Source organism: Pantoea sp. RIT-PI-b (assembly GCF_001187905.1).
GTDB classification, from domain to species: Bacteria; Pseudomonadota; Gammaproteobacteria; order Enterobacterales; family Enterobacteriaceae; genus Pantoea; species Pantoea nemavictus.
In genome coordinates this window covers 679,605-697,019 of record NZ_LGIS01000012.1, presented here as the reverse complement: position 1 = coordinate 697,019, position 17,415 = coordinate 679,605, and the positions used below count along the sequence as shown (strand labels likewise).

Here is a 17,415-nt window from a genome sequence, read left to right as displayed (position 1 = left end):
AGCAACAGCAGACAAAAGGTTCGAATCACGGCTTCACTCCCAGGCGGGCAAACAGAATGTCAGGCGAGACAAAACACATCTCCTGCGTCGCGGCGTTGACGGCGACCTGCAGCGTGTGGGCTTTGGTGGTCACCTGCCCTACCGCGTTACGAATCACATAATCGATGCGCAGACGGTTTTCATATTCACTGATACTGGCGGCCACGCGCACCACCTCTTCACAGCGCAGCGGCTGGCGATATTTTACGTGGGTATCGACCACCGGCCAGACGAAGCCGCTGGCGGCCATTTCGCCGTAGCTGTAGTTGATGCTGCGCAGCAGGGCTTCGCGCGCCACCTCAAAATAGCGGAAGTAGTTGCCGTGCCACACCACGCCCATCGGATCGCAGTCGTGAAACGACACGGTTATCTCCACCTCTGCGCGGTAGTTGCTTTCACTCATCGCGGCTTTTCTCCTCGGGCAACGTCCAGAAATCGTAAAAGTTAAACCAGTCGAGCGGCGCCATCAGCGCATGCTGTTGCAGCCGCTCGGCATAGCGATCAACCGTGGCCTGCAACGCCTGCTGGCGCTGGGCGCGTGGCAGCAGTAGCGGATCGGCAAAGGCTTCACAATGCACCCGCAGGCGGCCCTGTTCGCGCAGGGCAAACATCAGCAGCACCGGACAGCGCAACGCGGCCGCCAGCACAAACGGCCCTTGTGGAAACGGCGCAGGACGTCCCATAAATTCGCTCCACACCACGCGACGCTCACCGCCGCGCTGGCGATGGATCGCCGTGCGATCGCCAACAATCGCCACCCATTCACCGGCATCCAGTTTTTGCTGCAGCAGAATGGCGGTATCCGGACCGATATCGGTCACCGGCATCAAATTCACGCCCGCCTGCGGCGCAATGCTCTCCAGCACCTCGCGAAAACGCTGCGCGTTGTCGGTAAACACCAGCGCGTTAATCACCAGCCCGCTTACCTGTTTGGCCATCGCGCGGCAGGCTTCGATATCACCTAAATGGGATGCCAGAATCAGATGGCCTTTGCCTTCGGCAGCACGAATAGTGGCTTCAGCGCCGGGCGCGAAATCGATATTGCGACCCCACTGCAGATCGCCGCGCCAGCTGGCCACTTTGTCCAGCATGCTGTAGCCGAAACGCAAAAAGTGACGATAGCTATTCACCGGCGCAGGCAGCGTGATGTTCTGCTGCTGCGCCACCGCTTGCACACGCGTCAGCCACTGCTGCGACGCGGCGCGCGCGGCGCGGCCGGTTGGCCAGAAACCCGCCACTACCGGCCACAGCAGCAGCACAAAGGGCAAGCGTCCAGCACGGCGATAGAGCCACAGCATAAAGCGCATACCGCTCTGCCCACGGCGTTCCGGCGTGGCCGACCAGTGCTGCGCATCGCCACGCTGGCGCAGCAACTGCGGGATCCGCGGCAACATGCCGAAGAACAGGCGCGTGTGCATCCACGAAATACGCAGGTTGTCACGCAGCGCATCGAAATGCGACACGCCGCTCTCTGGATAGGTGACGCGCGTGGCGAGAAAACGGCTCGGCGTGCCCTGCCAATAGAGACGCACCATGATCTCGGTATCGAAATCCATACGCTGGCCAATGGGACGGCGGTCGCAAAGCCTGAGCGACGGCGCAAGCGGATAGACGCGGAAGCCGCACATGCTGTCTTTAAGTGACAGCGACAGCGTTTCCACCCACACCCAGAAATGGGTGATGTAGCGGCCATACAGGCGCGATTTAGGGATCGAATCATCGTAAATCGGCTGACCGGAGATCAAACAGTGCGGATAGCGTTGCGCTTCGTCCAACATGCGCGGCGCATCTTCCACCTGATGCTGACCATCGGCATCCAGCTGCAGCGCGTGCGTATAGCCCGCCGCCGCCGCCGCGCGCATGCCGGCAATGACTGCCGCCCCTTTGCCCTGATTGTGCGGCAACGTCAGCACCTGCAATTGCGGCGCCGCCAGCGCGGCGATCTGCCGTTTGGTCTCGGCATTACTGCCATCGTCCACCAGCAGCACCGGCAAGTTAAACGGCGCCAACCGCGCCAGCACCGAGGCCAGCATCGCGCCGTGGTTATAGCAGGGAATCAATACGCAGGGCGTGAAGTGAGGGCTCAACACAGGCGGATCTTCCCGCTGCTGGCCACCGTCGCCACCTCGCCGTTGATCAGGCTGTAGCTGAAACTGAGCAGCGATTTTTCCGCTTGCCACTGTAGCCGTAACTCCAGTTCGGCATCCGGCGGCACCGGCTGCTGGAATTTAATATTATCAATCGAGGCGAAGCTTTTTCCCGGCGCTAAACGCTTCAGACCGTAATGCAGCGCCCAGTCGAGCTGCGCCACGCCAGGCAGAATGGGCAAGGTGGGAAAGTGACCACGAAACCAAAACAGATCGGCGGCAGCGTGCAAACGCAACGTCAGCGCATCGCCCTGCTGTTGGGCATCTAATTCAACCGGCAACATCAAACAACTCCTCAATTTGCGGCCACGCGCGCTTGCTTTGCGCCGTGACAGGAATCGACGTCACCACGCGCCAATAGCGCGGCATCGCCACCGGCTCCAGCCAGGGTTGCAACGCGCGCTTCCACGCGATTTTTAGCTGATGCAGCGTCGCCGCATCCCTCTGCTCGGCTAGCGCCAGCACCACGCCGATGGCGTGACGTCCATGGCGCTGAATCGCCAGCGCGGCGGCATCTTCTACGCCCGGCAGTGCCAGCAAGCGCCGTTCAATTTCACTCAGCGACACGCGTTTATCTTCAATCTTCACCACGCGATCCTGGCGGCCCGCCAGCTGAAACTGGCCGGACGGCTGCTGCACAATGCGATCGTCGAGCGCGCAACCCTCTTCGGTGTCCAGTAAGGCGGAGAACACCCGCCAGCGACCGGCTTCCTGCTCGCGCAGGGTGATGTGCGGGAAACAGTGCCACAGCACGTTTTCCGCCGTGGCGCAGCGCCAGCCAATTACCCCGGTTTCGGTGCTGCCATAGATTTCATCCACCGCACAGCTCAGCGTCTGTTGCGCCTGCTGTGCCGCCGTCCACGGCAACGCACCGCCGGCAGAGACAATCAGCTCACAGCGTGGTGCAGTAAGCGACGTATCCAGCCGACGGAGAAACGCCGGGCTGCTGATAAAAGCGTAGCGACGGTCGCTGGGTTGATCCGCCAGTTGTTCGCCGTAAAAAATCTGTTGCGCGGCAAACGGTAAACCCAGCGCCATCGGCAAGATAATGCGGAAACTCAGACCATACAGATGTTGATGACTCACCGAGGCAATCACATGGCAATCGCGCAACCGATCGCCCCACAAGCTGTGGAGCCAGCTGGCTTCGAGATCGAGCGCGCGCAGTGATTTCGTTACCCGGCGCGGCGTGCCGGTCGAGCCGGAGGTAAACAGCACGAGGTGAGCATCATCGGCGATTGGCGGCAGTTCGCCGCTGGCCAGCCTACCGTCCCAGCGCAGCTGCGGTAATGACACCGCCAGCGGCATATCGCAAAGCACGCCGTCGAGGCTGTCGGCCATCTCTTCCAACTGGGCCGCGCGGCAGTGTCCGGGGATCACCGGCGTTTTTCCCGCATACCACAGCGCCAGCAGCGCGGCGGTGAATGCATAGCTGTTGTCAAAGCACAGCGCCCAATGCTGGCCTGGATGCTGGAGCAGCCGCTCGACCAGCGCCTGTACCTGCTGGCGCAGGGTGTGCAGCGTAGTGTGCTGCGTGCCGTGCCAGGCAACCGTGCGATCCGGCGCAGTGAGCCAGTCGCGGATGCTGCGTAGCTTCATGTCTGTTTCCTTATGCGCTGACGCAGCAGCCATTCGCCGCCCATCAGCGTGCCCATCAGCAGGTAGCTGATGCACCCATTCCAGAGTGTCCAAAGCGTGACATCATTGAGCAGACAGGTGACCAGCGCCACGCTGCCGTTGAAGATGAAAAAGCCGCACCACACTTGCGTTACCCGGCGGGTGTAGCGCACCGCGCGCGCGGGTAAATCTGCTTCACGCAGTCGCGCCAGGCGTTCCACCAGCGGCATCGGGCTCCACAGCGACGCGCCAAACAGCAGCAGCATTACAGCGTTGACCACCAGCGGATACCACAGCAGCAGATGTTGCGAGCGCAACAGCAGGCTGGTGAGACACAGCACGGTGCCAACCAGCGCCAGCAGCAGCATCACGCGGCCCATCGGGCCCGCCGCGCGGCGTAAACTCCAGACGCGCAGTACAAACAGCAGCGCCAGCAGGCCGGTGATGCCGCGCCACTGCGGCTGGGTGAGGGTTAACCACACCAGAAAAGGCCAGGCCAACAGCGCCGCGCCATTCAGCAGCCGCAGAAGCGTGCACATGACAGAAATCAGGCTTCGTCGCGCATCAGCTGGTCGACGGCGTCAACCACGTCCTGCACGGTACGCACCGCACGGAAGGTTTCCGGTTTGATCTTCCGGCCCGTGCGCTTTTGCAAATGCACCACCATATCCACCGCATCAATGCTATCCAGCTCGAGATCTTCATACAGACGGGCATCTGGTCGAATCGCATCCGGCTCAATTTCAAACAGCGAAGTGAGTAGCGTGGCCACTTCCTGGTAAATTTCGTTTTTGTTCATCATGTTGACTGTTCTCAGGCTTGCTGTTGTTCAACAAACGCGGCCAGTGTAGCCACGGAAAAAAAGTGCGCACGCAGCGTTTCACTCTCGGCGGAGAGCTGTACGCCAAAGCGATTTTTGACCGCCAGTCCCAGCTCCAGCGCATCGATAGAATCGAGTCCCAGCCCTTCGCCAAACAGCGGCGCATCGGTTTCAATGTCGTCAGGGCTGATATCTTCCAGATTCAGCGTGTCGATAATCATCTGTTTGATGTCGTTGATCAGTACTTGCATAACTTAGTTAGTCTCTTCAGGCACCAGCGCCTGTTGCAGATGTCGCGTCAGGCGACGGGCGGCCAGCGGCTGCGCATCCTCTTCGGCTTCACTAAAGGCCTGGCTAGCGATACGCGATTGTACGCGTACAGTAAAAAGCGGTTTAACCAGCGGAATCTGATACCAGCGGCTTTGCTTATCAAGCATGCGTTCGCTGCAGGTGATATGAACCACGCGCAGGTCGCATCCGGCACGCACCGCAATATTGGCGGCACCGCGCTGCAGCTTCAGTGGCTCGCCGTAGCGCGTGCGCGTTCCTTCGGGAAAAATCAGGATGGTATCGCCGCGCGCCAGCCGCTGCTGACTATCCGGCAGCAGCGTATCGGCTTCGCTATTAATCAGATAATCGGCGGCACGAATCACGCCGCGGAAGAAGATGTTGTGCTGCAGCTCGGCTTTGACCAGACAATCCATCTCCGGCAACACCGAGGCAATCATCACGTAATCGATCAACGACGGATGATTCGCGACGATCAGGCAGCCACGATCCTGGCGCAGCTGTTCTGCGCCGATAATCTGGTAATCGTAAACACCGACAAAACGGCAGAAGCGCAGGAAGCAGCGGAAGCTCCAGGCGATACTGCTGCGCGCGATTTGCCGACGACGCAGGCCATCGCGCTGCACCAGCAGCAGCACATTAAACCAGATGAGCGACAGTAATAGGCCGCCGACGCTGAACAGCGTGAAGCTGACGGCGGTCATCGCCAGTCGCCAGTAATAGTTAAAACCGGGACGCGACTGCACCAGCGAATTATCCACCATGCTGACGCTCCCACATCCAATGGTGGCGCTCGCCTGGTACGCTAAACGCTGGCGCATCACGCAATATCGCCGAGAGTACCTGCAGGCTTTGCGGCAGCGGGTGCGCTGCGGGTGGAGCGGCCTGCGCCGTACAGCGCCACTCGTCGCCCGCGCGCAGCAGCAACGCCAGCGCATAGGGCGCATTGAAATGATCGATCTCCGGCAGCCACGGACGATAGTACGGCGGTACGCTGCCGTCAAAATCCACCAGTAACACCTGCGCATAGCCTGCCTGATGCAGTGCCGCGACTTCGAGTAAACCTTGCTGGAAGCTATCGTTGCCCGCCGAGATCGACGTTGACACCAGCGGCTGACGCGCGGCAATGGTTAAGCTCCCCACCGCAGAGTTGTGGACCGACATGGCGAAGTCGGTCGGCGACAGCGCTTGCTGCTCGGCCAGCGCGCTAAGAATACGCAGGTTGCGCTCGAGCTCACCGTGGCGACTGGTAAAGACGATGGCATCGACCGTTTGTCGCGCCAATAGCGCCAGCCCGCACTCTACAGCCGCTCGGCTGCCCGCGCTGAGACGACGCGCGGTCATCATCGGCAAAAATTGGGGTTTCGCGATGGGTTGTGTGGCGTCCAGCACTGGCGCCTGTTGCGCCCAGCGCTGCCACTCTTCTAAGGTGCTGTGACCCGGCGCAATGGCATGCCAGTCAACAAGGGAGTAAGCGAGTTTCATACCTGTATTCTTTCTTCAGCCTCAGGGCGGGTCAGATTTCCACTGTCCGGCATCCCTTCCTTGCTCTCTATACCCGTCATCCCATGCGGATGTCGCCGATTAACAAGGCGGGCACATGGCCCGCCTGTTTTCTATTTCGGCAGCGTTGCGGCTAACTTTACAACATTATGTCCGTCAGCACGCTTCGCGCTTATTTGTAGGCATTAGCCTTTAAACGTGTTTGGATGCTGCGATCCAACCGATCAATCCAGACATTATAATTGCGGTGAATCTGACCACTACCCGCTTTTAAATTCTGGCTGCTGACATAGAGGATTTGATAGCTGTTCGCGGTGTAGTTAACGCGAATATCTGCACTGTAGCCGCGCGCGGCCAGGTAGCCATCAATAGCGCCGGGGCCTACTGGCGTCATGGTCCATTTATTGGTCGTGCCAGCCTGAATAATCGCCTGCTTCATCTGTTCATCAGAGTAGCTTTGAGCAACGGTTTGGCTAACATTTTTAATCGGCGCGGTACGCGATGCGCAACCGCTTAACAGTGCCGCCGTAACCAACAACATTAAGCCGATTTTTTTATTCATCATTTCCTTTTCTTCCCCTGTCTTATCAGCCGCCCAGGTTGGCGACTGCGCTGTTATAGGTACCAGCACTGTTCCGTTCAGACTGTGTAAAGCGGGCGGATAATAACATTATTTGTAAAGACAAGTAAAAAGAAGCATGAATCACTTAAGAAGGGTTTAAGGCCGATTTAAAACCAGACGCCGGCCATTTTACAGCGGAATTTCTACCGAAAAATGGCCTTGCGGCATGATGTTTAACCCTGCCAGCCGCCGCCGAGGGATCGATAAAGATCGATCTGCGCCAGCAGTAAGGTGTTTTTCACCGACACGATATTCAGCTGGGTGCTGAACAGCGTGCGCTGGGCATCCAGCTCGTCAAGATAGGAGGCGTAACCGTTCTGATATCGGTTATGCGCAATACGATAGGCTTCTGTCACATACTCTTCCTGCTTCTGCAACTCCGTCAGCTGCTGCTGGCTGCGGCGAATCGCGTCCAGCGCATTATCCACCTCGGAGAACGCGTTGCGTACCACTTTCTCATAGCCGTAGAGTGCCTGATTGCGCGTCGCCATCGCCACATCCACCTGTGCGGTGAGCGCTTCGCGATTCAGCAGCGGTGCCAGAATGCTGCCGCCAATACTCCACAAGCGGAACGGGTTATCCAGCAGTTGATGCAGCTCGCTACTTTGTAACGTGCCGCTGGCGGTGAGATTGAGTGACGGCAGCAGGTTCGCCTGCGTTGACGCCAGTGAAGCATCCGCTGCCAGCAGCTGGCGCTGCGCCTGCACAATATCTGGCCGACGATTGAGCAACTGCGAAGGCAGCAGTGAGGGCAAGGTTTGCGGCTTGATATGATCGAACTGGCTGCTGCGCGCAATTTCACGCGGATTCATGCCCACCAGCACGCTGAGCGCATTCTCCTGCTGCTCGATCTGATGCTGCAGCTGGGGAATCTGGGCTTTGGCCGTTTGGTATTCCGATGCCGCCTGCATCCACTCAAGGCGTGAGGTATAGCCGGTTTCAAACTGACGCTGTGCCAGATTAAGTGAGTTTTCCCGCGTAGCCAGCGTGGCTTCGGTGACGCGCAGCTGTTCGTCCAGCGCGCACAGGCTGAGATAGCCCGATGCTACCGAACTGGCAACGGTTAACTCGGCAGCCGAGGCGGCGGCACGCTGCGCATCCAGCGTGGCTTCGGCTGCGCGAATGCTGTTGCTGCGGCTGCCCCATAAATCCACGTCATAGTTGGCCTGCAACAGCCCCTGAAACACCGCGCTTTCATACGGCTGACCGGTTGCCGCCGACAGCGCGCGCTGATGCGTCGCCGCGACGCCGGCTGACAAGGTCGGGAAATTATCGCCCTGCGCGGCGCGCAACTCGGCGCGGTATTGGTCGACGCGCGAACGTGCGGTGAGGATATCGCTGTTGTGCTGTAGCGCCTGATTAACCAGGCGATTGAGGTTGGCATCACCAAAGTTTTGCCACCACTGCGCCTCTGGTGCGGCCTGCGGCCCCACCTGCTGACGCCAGCTATCGGGGATCGGCAACGATGACGGCGCCTTTTCGACTTCTGTCGCACAGCCGCTCACCATCAACGCCACAACCGTGGCTAACAGTAAGCGCTTCATGGCGCATCCTTGTGTGGCTCAGCGGCGGTATCAATGTGTACTTCTACCGACATACCTGGACGTAGCGCGTGCAGATCGTCGTTGAGAATCTTAATCCGCACCGGAATGCGCTGGGCAATTTTCACAAAGTTGCCGGTGGCATTATCTGGCGAGATGGCACTGAATTCGGAGCCGGCAGCAGGGGAAATAAACTCGACCCGACCGTCATAATGCTTGCCATCCAGCGCATCGACGCGAATGCTCACCGGCAAGCCGGGACGCACGCGTGCCAGCTGGGTCTCTTTCAGGTTGGCGATGATCCATTTGTTCTCTGGCACCACCGACGTTAAACGCGTGCCGGCGGTGACGTAGGTCCCTTTGCGCACCGAAAGCTGACCGAGCTGGCCGCTATCTGGCGCGATAATACGGGTATTTGCCAGATCGATATTCGCCAGCTCCAACGCCGCCTGGGCGCTGGCGACATCGCCTTGCAGAGATCCGCGGTTAACCACCACGGTTTGCAGATTTTGCTGCGCTACCGCAACCTGCGCATCCGCCTGACGCAGCTGCGCCTGAGCCTGGGCGTTGGCCGCACGCGCCGCGTCGCGTTCACGCACCGACAGCGAACCGTCGGCTGCCAGATTCTCCACGCGCTTGAGATCGAGGCTGCTTTTCAGCGCCTGAGCTTTAGCATTTTCCAGCGCCGCTTTATTGCTGAGAATCGTGGCTTCAGCACTTTTGCGCTGCTGCTGGTTATTGTTCTGCGCGGCGATTTTCATATCCAGCTGCGCCTGCGCCTGATGCACCCGCTGACGATAAATACGATCGTCAATGGTCATCAGCAGCTGGCCTTTGGTCACCGGCTGCAAATCCACGACCTTGACTTCGGTGAGATAGCCACTGACCTGCGGGCTGATAAAGGTCACCTGACCACGCACGTAGGCGTTTTCCGTGGATTGGATGGTGCTGGTAAACGGCCACAGCTGCCAGGCATATAAAATCACCAGCACGCCGACGATGACAATACCGCTACCGGCAGCGATGGAAAGAATGCGTCGGCGGTTGGTGCGCTCGCGCTCCGCAGCCTGAATGTCGTCCTGTTGGCTCATGAATTCTCCGTCGGGTTTACTGCGGGTTGTGCCGCATTCATTTTTGTCTGACGCCAGTTGAGATAGCGTAAACGCGTCAGGCGATACAGCACCCAAATTAAGGTGACGAACGCCAGCGCAGCGGTAAGAAGATAGGTGTCGTTATAGGCCAGCACGTTGGCCTGCAGCGTGGCTACCGCTTGCAGCTGAGCGCTACTTTGCGCACTGAGCAACACGTTATCGGGCAGCTGGCTGCTGAATAATGAACTGTACTGGCTCAGTCGTTCAGTGACGTTGGGATCGAGCTGTGACAGCTGATCGCCCAGCAGGCTGGAGTGATACTTTTCGCGCCACGTCTGGAAGGTGCCGAGAATCGCCGCGCCAATCAATCCGCCTAAGTTCTGGCTCATGCCAAACAGCACCGAGAAGCTGACCAGGTTCTTCGGCTGCGTGACCACGCCACCAATCCCCAACAGCATGGCTGGCGCGAGGAAGAAGGCGCTGCCGAATCCGAGTAAAAACTGGCTGAAATAGAGATTGTGAGCGCGCGTCAACGGGTTGGATTGCGCATCCATCAGCGAGGCGACGATCATCACCACCAGCGAGGCCACAATCGGCCAGCTCAGATGCGTTGGTTTAATGGTTAAGGCGCTGGCAATGATGCCGCAAATCACCCCAGCAATGATGGCAAACGCCAGGCCGCGCATCTGATCGTTAAGCAAGCCAAGCTGCTGCAGGAACCCCACCGCGCCGGTGTTCTGTTCGGCCAGCAGAATACGCATCATGATCATCACAATGCCTAACCGCACAATCGTGCCGTTGCTGAGCCAGCGCGTATTGAGCAACGGGTTTTTACGATTATGTTCAACCACAATCGCCGCCACGATCAACACCAGCGCCAGCGCCAATGCCACACCGAGCCACGGCGTGCTGAACCACCACTCGATACGGCCAAGCGACAGTACCGCGCACAGCAGCGCCATGCCCGGCGCCATCAGCATAAAGGTGAGGAAATCCATCTTCTCGAACGCTTTGATACGATCGCCGGGCGGCAGCTTCACTAACAGCACGCAACCCAACGAGATCAGCGCCAGACCGAGTTCAAACAGGTACAGGCCGCGCCATGCTTCCAGCTGCAGCAGTTCGGTAGAAAAGAGACGCGCCAGCGGGATCGCCAGCTGCGAAGCGGTAATGCCAATCACTAACGCCTTAAGACGATGCTTCGCCGGCCATGCCTGAATCTGGTAATAGATGCCGAGCGAGCTGAGCGCGGCGCCCACCATGCCGTGCGCGGTGCGCACAATAATCGCCGAGCTGAGATCGTTGGCGAGAATATGGAAAAACGCCACGATGACGTACAGCACCAGAAAGGCTTCGGTAAAGAGTCGCAGACCAAACTGCTGGCGAAACTTCACCAACAACAGGTTGATGGAGATGTTGCCCATCACATACACCGCGGGCAGCCAGGCGATCTCATTGCTATAGGCGGCAAAGGTGCCTTGCAGATTGGTAAGATTGGCGGAGACCAGCGCGTTACTCAGCGCGCCGGTAATCGAGATCAACAGGCCGATAATGCCAAAGGCGATGCGTTTAGAGGGCGAATGCAGCGGCGTAGAGGGCGAGCCCGGCAGCATCGGTTTTTCATGCGGCAGCCATTCGCGTTGGGCGTAGGGATTACGTTTGGCCACGATCAGACGCTTCCTAGTCGGGTGAGCAACTGTTGTAAGACTTTTTCAGTGATGGCTAACGATTCCGCATCAATATCTGCCAGCAACTGCGCACGCAGCGCATCGGCTTGCGTTTTCACTTCAGCAAACGCTACGCGGCCTTGCTCGGTCAGCATCAACAGACGCTTGCGGCGATCTTCCGGTGGCTGGACGCGCGCTAATAGCTGCTGCTTCACTAATCGATCGACCAGCGGCACCACGCTCGCCTCCTCCAGGCCGAGTAGCTGTGCCAGCGCTTTCTGCGTCGGCGGCTCGGCTGCGGTGGCAACGCTGGCAATTGCCATCCAGCTGCTCATACTCAGTCCGCTCTCTTTTAAACGACGATCAACCGCCAGCCGCCATGCGTGCGCGGTGAGATGCAGTAAACGAGAAAAGGGTTGCGGATAGTCGCTCAAAACGTAGTGGCCTAATGGTTAGGTATCTAACTAAATGGGGGCGTTATTATATGCGAAGCCGCATAGCAATGAAAAGTTTGCTGATACCAACAAACGTAGTTGACGCGATTAACACTCACCAATTTTCTTTATCAGTTGTACAACCTGGGGCAAATTTTGCCAGGAATTCACTTTCTTGTATAGCTTTTAGAAAACATTACAAATCACAAATCATTGTTAAATGAGGATTAGCACTAATTGCTTAAAAACCTTGTTGTACAAGTTGAGCTGGATTGTATAAGTTTACGTCCCGTGAGCCAGCTGATGGCTCCGTAACGAATGATGCACTTTGCGTCGCCTCTGAAGGTGTTATGGATTTCCACCTTCAGAGGTGTCTTTTTGCGTTGGTTGATGAGTTGGGTCTAGCGCGCCTGTCCGCGCGTGAGTTTTTTCATCATGGAGCTGAAGGCACATCGCCCTCAGGCCGATCTTAAGGGCTTCACATATGCAAAACGCCGCAACCAGTAACAACGCCATTGCTGACTACTTCAAACTGGCAGGTAACAGCGATAGCGCTGAGATGGAAGTTTTCGGGCAGATCATTGCCGAAATCCTGCAAGCCGGTATGCCGGTTTCTAATAAAGCGATTATTTCCTCTCTGATTAACCGCCTTGAAATGGAAAGCGATGTGATTCAGCTGGACATTTATCGCCACCTGCTTGAATTGGTCGTGAATAAAACACCTGACGATCTCGCGGTCTAAAGCCGGATTCCAGGGATGGAATCACTCTCACCTCCCCCATCACGCTAGCGTCTTCGCTTATTGCCCGGTAACATCCTCCCTCGCACTATTCCAACTGGTTACTGCCGTACCGTGACGGTATGCGCACAATAATAAAAGAGCCTGCACAATCTATGAGCCAACCAACCGATCGCGCCACTGCGGTGGAGAGCGATATTACCGTGGGGCGCGTACTCCGCTCGCCTGCCCTGCTCACGCGCGAATGTCTGGCGGGGATCATTACCGCCCTGGCGCTGATTCCTGAAGTTATCTCCTTCTCGGTGATTGCGGGGGTTGATCCCAAAGTCAGTCTTGTTGCCTCGGTGGTGCTGTGTCTGACGCTGTCGATTCTGGGCGGTCGTCCGGCGATGGTGACCGCCGCTGCCGGTTCCGTGGCGCTGGTGATTGGCCCAATGGTGCACGCGCACGGCGTCGAATACATCCTGCCGGCGGTGATCATGGGCGGCATCATCCAGATCATTTTTGGCTTCGCTGGCTTATCGCGCATGATGCGCTATATCCCGCGCTCGGTGATGATCGGTTTTGTTAATGCTCTCGGCATTTTGATTTTCTTCGCGCAGGTTCCACACGTGTGGGGGCAATCCAGCCTGGTGTGGGTGCTGTTTGCCGTGACGCTGGCGATTGTTCTGCTGTTGCCGAAAGTGTTGAAAAGTGTGCCATCTCCGCTGGTCGCGATTGTGGTGGTGACCGCCGTGGCACTGCTGCTGGGTTATCGCGTGCCGAACGTGGGCGATGAAGGCCCAATGACGGCCGGTCTGCCAGGTTTCACTACGCTGCTGGTGCCGATCAATCTACAGACGCTGCAAATTATCTGGCCAACCGCGCTGAGTATCGCCTTTGTTGGTCTGATGGAGTCATTGCTGACGGCAAAATTGGTGGATGACATCACTGATACGCCGTCCGGCAAACGTCGCGAATCCTGGGCGCTGGGCATCGGCAATATTCTGGCGGGCTTTTATGGCGGCATTACTGGTTGCGCGATGATTGGGCAAACCATCGTTAACGTTGAGCTGGGCAAAGCGCGTACGCGCGTTTCCACTGTAGCGGCAGGTATTGTTTTACTGCTGCTGGTGACCGGACTGAGCCAAATTATGGCGCAGATTCCTATGGTGGTGCTGGCAGGCATTATGATGGTGGTGGCGGTAAAAACCGTGAACTGGCACAGCCTGCAACCGGCAACGCTGAAGCGTATGCCGTGGTCGGAAACCTGTGTGATGGTGATTACCGTCGCTGTTACCGTATGGACCGGCAACCTGGCAATTGGCGTACTGATCGGTGTGATTCTGGCGATGATGCTGTTTGCCCGCCGTATCGCCCATGTGATTCACGCAGAGCGTCAGTTGAGCGACGATGGCGAGCAGGTTAATTACACCGTGCGTGGCCCGCTATTCTTCGGCAGCAGCAATGATTTGTTTGAACACTTTGATTACGGCCACGATCCTAAAGCTGTCACCATCGATCTGACACACGCGCAAATTTGGGATGCATCCAGCGTCGCGGCCCTCGATGCTATCGAGTACCGCTATCAACGCCACGGCGCGACCGTAACCTTTATTGGTTTGGATAACCGCAGCAGCGATTTCCGCGATCGGCTGAGCGGGAATTTAGGTTAAGTCGACTTCGCTTAGGATTGAGATGAAAAACGCCGAAAAGGGGGTGTTTTTCATCTATGCACTGCCGCTTCGCTTGCGTAATAGGCTGCTGCTGTCTTTGCTTACCTCTAGGTCAATGCCTTGATCTCTTTGAGATTGATTACGTAATCGCTTAATAATGGGGAGTAGCAGATGCAGGTTTTAACAAAAGCAGTAATAGTGACGTTGACGTTGGTATCGCTTGCCGGCTGTATGCATAAAAGTGAAGCTGTAGGCGGTGATGGACGCCCACATGCTCCAAGTAACCAACCGGTGCCGGGCGCCAGCGAAGGCGCGGGTCCAGTAGGACAACCTCAGTCTTGATGATATGCCCGGCTTCGCCGCCGGGGTATTCCACTTAATCTGCGCTGATGAACTGAACTCTTATTGCGTAAATTTTGGCTCGTGCCGTATTAAGCTCTGATGAAGGAAGAAGAATGTGGCGGAGAGTGTTTCACTCCACTCTCCGCTTGAGCCAGTGTGCAGATATCTCGCCACGAATTTACGCTAATACAAAAAAAACCCATCCCATTTCTGACGAGTTAGCGCTTCAATTATTCCTGAATCAATTCGCTTTCTGATTTTGCTCTTTTGAAGTTATCGTCATCTTTCACGAATTCATAGCAATCCATAATTACACCGGATATACGTAAAATATCGCTGGGATCGTTAATAGTCAGTCTTTTTCCATCAAATTCTAATCGGGCCCTTTTTATTTCATTTTTTTGAAGGTCATTAAGCTCTATTGGGAAGTTCACATACGAACTCTTTTTATCATAGAAGCGTACTATCCACCTTGTCGTCTTTCCTTCAAATAAGATACCGAAATAAGACTCTGTATCTTTGTATCTAATATCAGCCTCAATCCCAACAATGCTTTTTACTTTCTCGAACATATCGAGTTCAACAGCAGTGGTAACGATGTTGGGATTGTCTGGGTCAATGATATTTTCAAGCTGCTTCGGCAACTCCTTTGAAGTCTCGTCTTCAATATCATCGATTGGAATGTCCTTCTTGGAAGTTGAAAGTCCCGATACAACCATGTCACTAACGGACTTTTCAACAGCTTGCTTGACTAAGGGCGTTATCGAATCCAAAAACCGTTGATTTAACTGGCGCTCAATATTTGACCTTGAGGCAACATACCTGACGAACTCACTATCGACATCCCTTAAGCTCGCTCTTATCGTTTTAGTGAAAGCGCTTAAATAAACGCTCTCTTCGGCCAGAGTTCTTAACGCTTCGGGTTTGAATTTGTCATAGCGGAATCTAAAAAGTTGCTGTATGTCAGAATCAGATAATGAGTCAATCTTTATAGTCAGAAAAGGTTTGTGATCCATTATATTTTTCTGCTTAAGATCGGTAAAAAACCGCCACTCTTTGCCGTTTGTTATGGCTGAAACGGTGACTTCTGGCGTCGAGTTAAAATAGCGTGAGAGTTGAGGGCAATGATTTTCAATCTGTTCGTTGAATCCCTTCGCTTCAATAAACATCACCGGAACACCCTGACAAAAAAGGGCGTAGTCCACTCTTTCATTGGCCTTAACACCTACAAAGTCAGCATAGTATTCCGCTTTAACTTTGGTTGGATCATACGGAGTAAAACCTAAAATATCTAAGAGAGGCATTATCAACGCTTGCTTGGTTGTTTCTTCAGTAGTGCAGAACTGCCCCATTGTTGCTACATGATTTGCGTGTGAAGCTAATTTTTCAGTAAAGTTTTCCACCCTAACTCCTTGGTAGTCTCATCGAATAAGATTAAATAAAAAATTACAAGTTGAAACATTACACCCAAGAAACAGTGCTTTCAATCTTATGGATATCAATTTTCAAATTTTCATAAGTAACGAAAATTATCTGAGAACAGTTACCTGTGACCGAGTTCGCATTTATGCTGACAAGGTTGCGTCTGAGCCAGACGCAAGTGATTTAGGCAAAGAGAAAATAGGTTCGGATGGCTAGATGATGAAAACAGAAGGGAAGATTAGCGGGTAAACGACAAAAACAAAAAAACCGCCCTTAGGCGGTCACGACATTGCTGCTTATTGCTTTATTTTATTCGTTTTATCAACTGCGAATATGGTGCCCGGGGCGGGACTTGAACCCGCACAGCCATAAGCCGAGGGATTTTAAATCCCTTGTGTCTACCGATTTCACCACCCGGGCAGGGTGTAAATTGGAGGCGCGTCCCGGAGTCGAACCGAGGTAGACGGATTTGCAATCCGTTGCATGGCCACTCTGCCAACGCGCCTTTAATCTGGTATGTAATCCGTTGAATACGAATCACTAAATTTGGAGCGGGAAACGAGACTCGAACTCGCGACCCCGACCTTGGCAAGGTCGTGCTCTACCAACTGAGCTATTCCCGCATTACCATCGCACTTGAGTTTGTCACTGCCTAGCTTCTTTCACTCATCCAAGCCACTTACTTGTGTAAGCTTTCAGGGATTTGTTTAGTTGCCGCGTTACTACCAACTCAACTACTCGGTTTTGGTATTTCTTTATCAAACTTGCTGATTTTATTCAGCTTCTTGCAGACTCGCTGCCGTTCGATGCGATGCATTCTACTTATCTGACGCAGTGAGTCAATAGAATTATCCACACACTGCGTCCGTTTGCTGCTTTTTAAATCGCATCGATCAGCTATCGAGCAAATCGCCGCGCGCCGCGCTCAAATACTGGAACATTGACCAGAAAGTCAGCACTGCCGCGATGTACAGCGCAATCACCCCAACGCCCACCACCGTAGCTTCTGGACGCCACAACAACGCAAACAGCGAGAACATCTGCGCGGTGGTTTTCACTTTACCGATCCACGACACCGCCACGCTGCTGCGCTTGCCAATCTCCGCCATCCACTCACGCAAAGCAGAGATAATGATTTCACGCGCAATCATGGTTGCTGCGGGCAGCGTAATCCACCAGGCATGAAAATGCTCAGCGACCAGCACCAGCGCAATGGCCACCAGCACTTTATCCGCAACCGGATCGAGGAACGCGCCAAAACGCGTCGTTTGCTTCCAGCGACGCGCCAAAAAACCATCAAACCAGTCAGTTACCGCAGCGATCACAAAGATCAGTGCAGTGGCAAAGGGAGCCCATTGAAATGGCAAATAGAACGCCAGGACAAAGAAGGGAATAAGTACGACTCGAAACAGGGTAAGACACGTCGGAATGTTAAATTGCATATGCCAGTAACTGTCTGGTGTGAGTAGGATTTCACGTATGTTCCTA

Annotated in this window: 19 protein-coding genes and 3 tRNA genes; 3 read left to right on the top strand and 19 right to left on the bottom strand. The window is 55.5% G+C overall.

Annotated features, from left to right (window positions below):
* Positions 1 to 25 precede the first annotated feature (25 nt).
* The 14 genes from AC790_RS04925 to AC790_RS04860 form a co-directional block, all read right to left on the bottom strand.
* The gene (locus AC790_RS04925) at positions 26 to 442 is read right to left on the bottom strand and encodes a thioesterase family protein (protein WP_049851067.1); all 417 of its coding nucleotides are present in this window, start codon (positions 440 to 442) and stop codon (positions 26 to 28) included.
* Complete coding sequence (locus tag AC790_RS04920; RefSeq protein ID WP_369817579.1) at positions 435 to 2,072, bottom strand: glycosyltransferase; 1,638 nt, start codon at positions 2,070 to 2,072, stop codon at positions 435 to 437. Before AC790_RS04920 ends, AC790_RS04925 begins: the two co-directional genes overlap by 8 nt.
* A gap of 50 nt (positions 2,073 to 2,122) precedes the next feature.
* Positions 2,123 to 2,470, bottom strand: coding sequence for a 3-hydroxyacyl-ACP dehydratase FabZ family protein (locus tag AC790_RS04915; RefSeq protein WP_049851065.1), 348 nt, complete (start codon positions 2,468 to 2,470; stop codon positions 2,123 to 2,125).
* Positions 2,457 to 3,785 carry an AMP-binding protein gene (locus AC790_RS04910; RefSeq protein WP_049851064.1) on the bottom strand — a complete coding sequence of 443 codons (1,329 nt, stop codon included), beginning with the start codon at positions 3,783 to 3,785 and terminating at the stop codon, positions 2,457 to 2,459. Before AC790_RS04910 ends, AC790_RS04915 begins: the two co-directional genes overlap by 14 nt.
* Positions 3,782 to 4,342 (bottom strand): hypothetical protein, encoded by a 561-nt coding sequence (locus AC790_RS04905; protein WP_049851063.1) that lies wholly within the window; start codon positions 4,340 to 4,342, stop codon positions 3,782 to 3,784. Before AC790_RS04905 ends, AC790_RS04910 begins: the two co-directional genes overlap by 4 nt.
* A gap of 8 nt (positions 4,343 to 4,350) precedes the next feature.
* Positions 4,351 to 4,605, bottom strand: coding sequence for an acyl carrier protein (locus AC790_RS04900; RefSeq protein WP_007887281.1), 255 nt, complete (start codon positions 4,603 to 4,605; stop codon positions 4,351 to 4,353).
* Between the two features lie 11 nt (positions 4,606 to 4,616).
* Complete coding sequence (locus tag AC790_RS04895; RefSeq protein ID WP_007887282.1) at positions 4,617 to 4,874, bottom strand: phosphopantetheine-binding protein; 258 nt, start codon at positions 4,872 to 4,874, stop codon at positions 4,617 to 4,619.
* A gap of 3 nt (positions 4,875 to 4,877) precedes the next feature.
* The gene (locus AC790_RS04890) at positions 4,878 to 5,675 is read right to left on the bottom strand and encodes a 1-acyl-sn-glycerol-3-phosphate acyltransferase (RefSeq protein ID WP_049851062.1); all 798 of its coding nucleotides are present in this window, start codon (positions 5,673 to 5,675) and stop codon (positions 4,878 to 4,880) included.
* Positions 5,665 to 6,396 (bottom strand): beta-ketoacyl synthase chain length factor, encoded by a 732-nt coding sequence (locus AC790_RS04885; protein WP_049851061.1) that lies wholly within the window; start codon positions 6,394 to 6,396, stop codon positions 5,665 to 5,667. Before AC790_RS04885 ends, AC790_RS04890 begins: the two co-directional genes overlap by 11 nt.
* A 190-nt stretch (positions 6,397 to 6,586) precedes the next feature.
* Complete coding sequence (locus AC790_RS04880; protein ID WP_369817571.1) at positions 6,587 to 7,045, bottom strand: hypothetical protein; 459 nt, start codon at positions 7,043 to 7,045, stop codon at positions 6,587 to 6,589.
* Positions 7,046 to 7,209: 164 nt separating this feature from the next.
* Positions 7,210 to 8,580, bottom strand: a complete 1,371-nt coding sequence (locus tag AC790_RS04875) for an efflux transporter outer membrane subunit (RefSeq protein WP_049851060.1) — start codon at positions 8,578 to 8,580, stop codon at positions 7,210 to 7,212.
* Positions 8,577 to 9,668 carry an HlyD family secretion protein gene (locus AC790_RS04870; RefSeq protein ID WP_007887292.1) on the bottom strand — a complete coding sequence of 364 codons (1,092 nt, stop codon included), beginning with the start codon at positions 9,666 to 9,668 and terminating at the stop codon, positions 8,577 to 8,579. Before AC790_RS04870 ends, AC790_RS04875 begins: the two co-directional genes overlap by 4 nt.
* A complete protein-coding gene (locus AC790_RS04865) occupies positions 9,665 to 11,335 on the bottom strand; it encodes an MFS transporter (protein WP_082204266.1) in 1,671 nt (556 codons plus the stop codon). The genes AC790_RS04870 and AC790_RS04865 overlap by 4 nt, the downstream gene beginning before the upstream one ends.
* 2 nt (positions 11,336 to 11,337) lie before the next feature.
* Positions 11,338 to 11,769, bottom strand: a complete 432-nt coding sequence (locus AC790_RS04860; protein WP_007887294.1) for a MarR family winged helix-turn-helix transcriptional regulator — start codon at positions 11,767 to 11,769, stop codon at positions 11,338 to 11,340.
* 484 nt (positions 11,770 to 12,253) lie between these two features.
* Here AC790_RS04860 and AC790_RS04855 point away from each other — a divergent pair, with 484 nt between their 5' ends.
* The 3 genes from AC790_RS04855 (at position 12,254) to AC790_RS24960 (ending at position 14,505) form a co-directional block, all read left to right on the top strand.
* Positions 12,254 to 12,511 (top strand): biofilm/acid-resistance regulator YmgB/AriR, encoded by a 258-nt coding sequence (locus AC790_RS04855; protein ID WP_007887295.1) that lies wholly within the window; start codon positions 12,254 to 12,256, stop codon positions 12,509 to 12,511.
* A 152-nt stretch (positions 12,512 to 12,663) separates the two neighbouring features.
* Positions 12,664 to 14,163 carry a SulP family inorganic anion transporter gene (locus AC790_RS04850; protein WP_049851059.1) on the top strand — a complete coding sequence of 500 codons (1,500 nt, stop codon included), beginning with the start codon at positions 12,664 to 12,666 and terminating at the stop codon, positions 14,161 to 14,163.
* A gap of 171 nt (positions 14,164 to 14,334) precedes the next feature.
* On the top strand, positions 14,335 to 14,505 hold the full coding sequence (locus AC790_RS24960; protein ID WP_162838735.1) for a hypothetical protein: 171 nt from the start codon (positions 14,335 to 14,337) through the stop codon (positions 14,503 to 14,505).
* 230 nt (positions 14,506 to 14,735) lie between these two features.
* Here AC790_RS24960 and AC790_RS04845 read toward each other — a convergent pair whose 3' ends face one another.
* The 5 genes from AC790_RS04845 to pgsA form a co-directional block, all read right to left on the bottom strand.
* Positions 14,736 to 15,908 carry a type I restriction endonuclease gene (locus AC790_RS04845; protein ID WP_072093391.1) on the bottom strand — a complete coding sequence of 391 codons (1,173 nt, stop codon included), beginning with the start codon at positions 15,906 to 15,908 and terminating at the stop codon, positions 14,736 to 14,738.
* A gap of 353 nt (positions 15,909 to 16,261) precedes the next feature.
* Positions 16,262 to 16,347 (bottom strand) — tRNA-Leu (locus tag AC790_RS04840).
* An 11-nt stretch (positions 16,348 to 16,358) separates the two neighbouring features.
* Positions 16,359 to 16,432 (bottom strand) — tRNA-Cys (locus tag AC790_RS04835).
* 42 nt (positions 16,433 to 16,474) lie between these two features.
* Positions 16,475 to 16,550 (bottom strand) — tRNA-Gly (locus AC790_RS04830).
* 270 nt (positions 16,551 to 16,820) lie between these two features.
* On the bottom strand, positions 16,821 to 17,369 hold the full coding sequence (gene pgsA / locus AC790_RS04825; protein ID WP_007887300.1) for a CDP-diacylglycerol--glycerol-3-phosphate 3-phosphatidyltransferase: 549 nt from the start codon (positions 17,367 to 17,369) through the stop codon (positions 16,821 to 16,823).
* Between the last annotated feature and the right edge of the window lie 46 nt (positions 17,370 to 17,415).

What these genes read in the sequence shown, in the direction of transcription:
- AC790_RS04925 (WP_049851067.1), bottom strand. Translation starts at nt 442, where the DNA reads ATGAGTGAAAGCAACTACCGCGCAGAGGTGGAGATAACCGTGTCGTTT.
- AC790_RS04920 (WP_369817579.1), bottom strand. Translation starts at nt 2,072, where the DNA reads ATGCTGGCCTCGGTGCTGGCGCGGTTGGCGCCGTTTAACTTGCCGGTG.
- AC790_RS04915 (WP_049851065.1), bottom strand. Translation starts at nt 2,470, where the DNA reads ATGTTGCCGGTTGAATTAGATGCCCAACAGCAGGGCGATGCGCTGACG.
- AC790_RS04910 (WP_049851064.1), bottom strand. Translation starts at nt 3,785, where the DNA reads ATGAAGCTACGCAGCATCCGCGACTGGCTCACTGCGCCGGATCGCACG.
- AC790_RS04905 (WP_049851063.1), bottom strand. Translation starts at nt 4,342, where the DNA reads ATGTGCACGCTTCTGCGGCTGCTGAATGGCGCGGCGCTGTTGGCCTGG.
- AC790_RS04900 (WP_007887281.1), bottom strand. Translation starts at nt 4,605, where the DNA reads ATGATGAACAAAAACGAAATTTACCAGGAAGTGGCCACGCTACTCACT.
- AC790_RS04895 (WP_007887282.1), bottom strand. Translation starts at nt 4,874, where the DNA reads ATGCAAGTACTGATCAACGACATCAAACAGATGATTATCGACACGCTG.
- AC790_RS04890 (WP_049851062.1), bottom strand. Translation starts at nt 5,675, where the DNA reads ATGGTGGATAATTCGCTGGTGCAGTCGCGTCCCGGTTTTAACTATTAC.
- AC790_RS04885 (WP_049851061.1), bottom strand. Translation starts at nt 6,396, where the DNA reads ATGAAACTCGCTTACTCCCTTGTTGACTGGCATGCCATTGCGCCGGGT.
- AC790_RS04875 (WP_049851060.1), bottom strand. Translation starts at nt 8,580, where the DNA reads ATGAAGCGCTTACTGTTAGCCACGGTTGTGGCGTTGATGGTGAGCGGC.
- AC790_RS04870 (WP_007887292.1), bottom strand. Translation starts at nt 9,668, where the DNA reads ATGAGCCAACAGGACGACATTCAGGCTGCGGAGCGCGAGCGCACCAAC.
- AC790_RS04855 (WP_007887295.1), top strand. Translation starts at nt 12,254, where the DNA reads ATGCAAAACGCCGCAACCAGTAACAACGCCATTGCTGACTACTTCAAA.
- AC790_RS04850 (WP_049851059.1), top strand. Translation starts at nt 12,664, where the DNA reads ATGAGCCAACCAACCGATCGCGCCACTGCGGTGGAGAGCGATATTACC.
- AC790_RS24960 (WP_162838735.1), top strand. Translation starts at nt 14,335, where the DNA reads ATGCAGGTTTTAACAAAAGCAGTAATAGTGACGTTGACGTTGGTATCG.
- pgsA (WP_007887300.1), bottom strand. Translation starts at nt 17,369, where the DNA reads ATGCAATTTAACATTCCGACGTGTCTTACCCTGTTTCGAGTCGTACTT.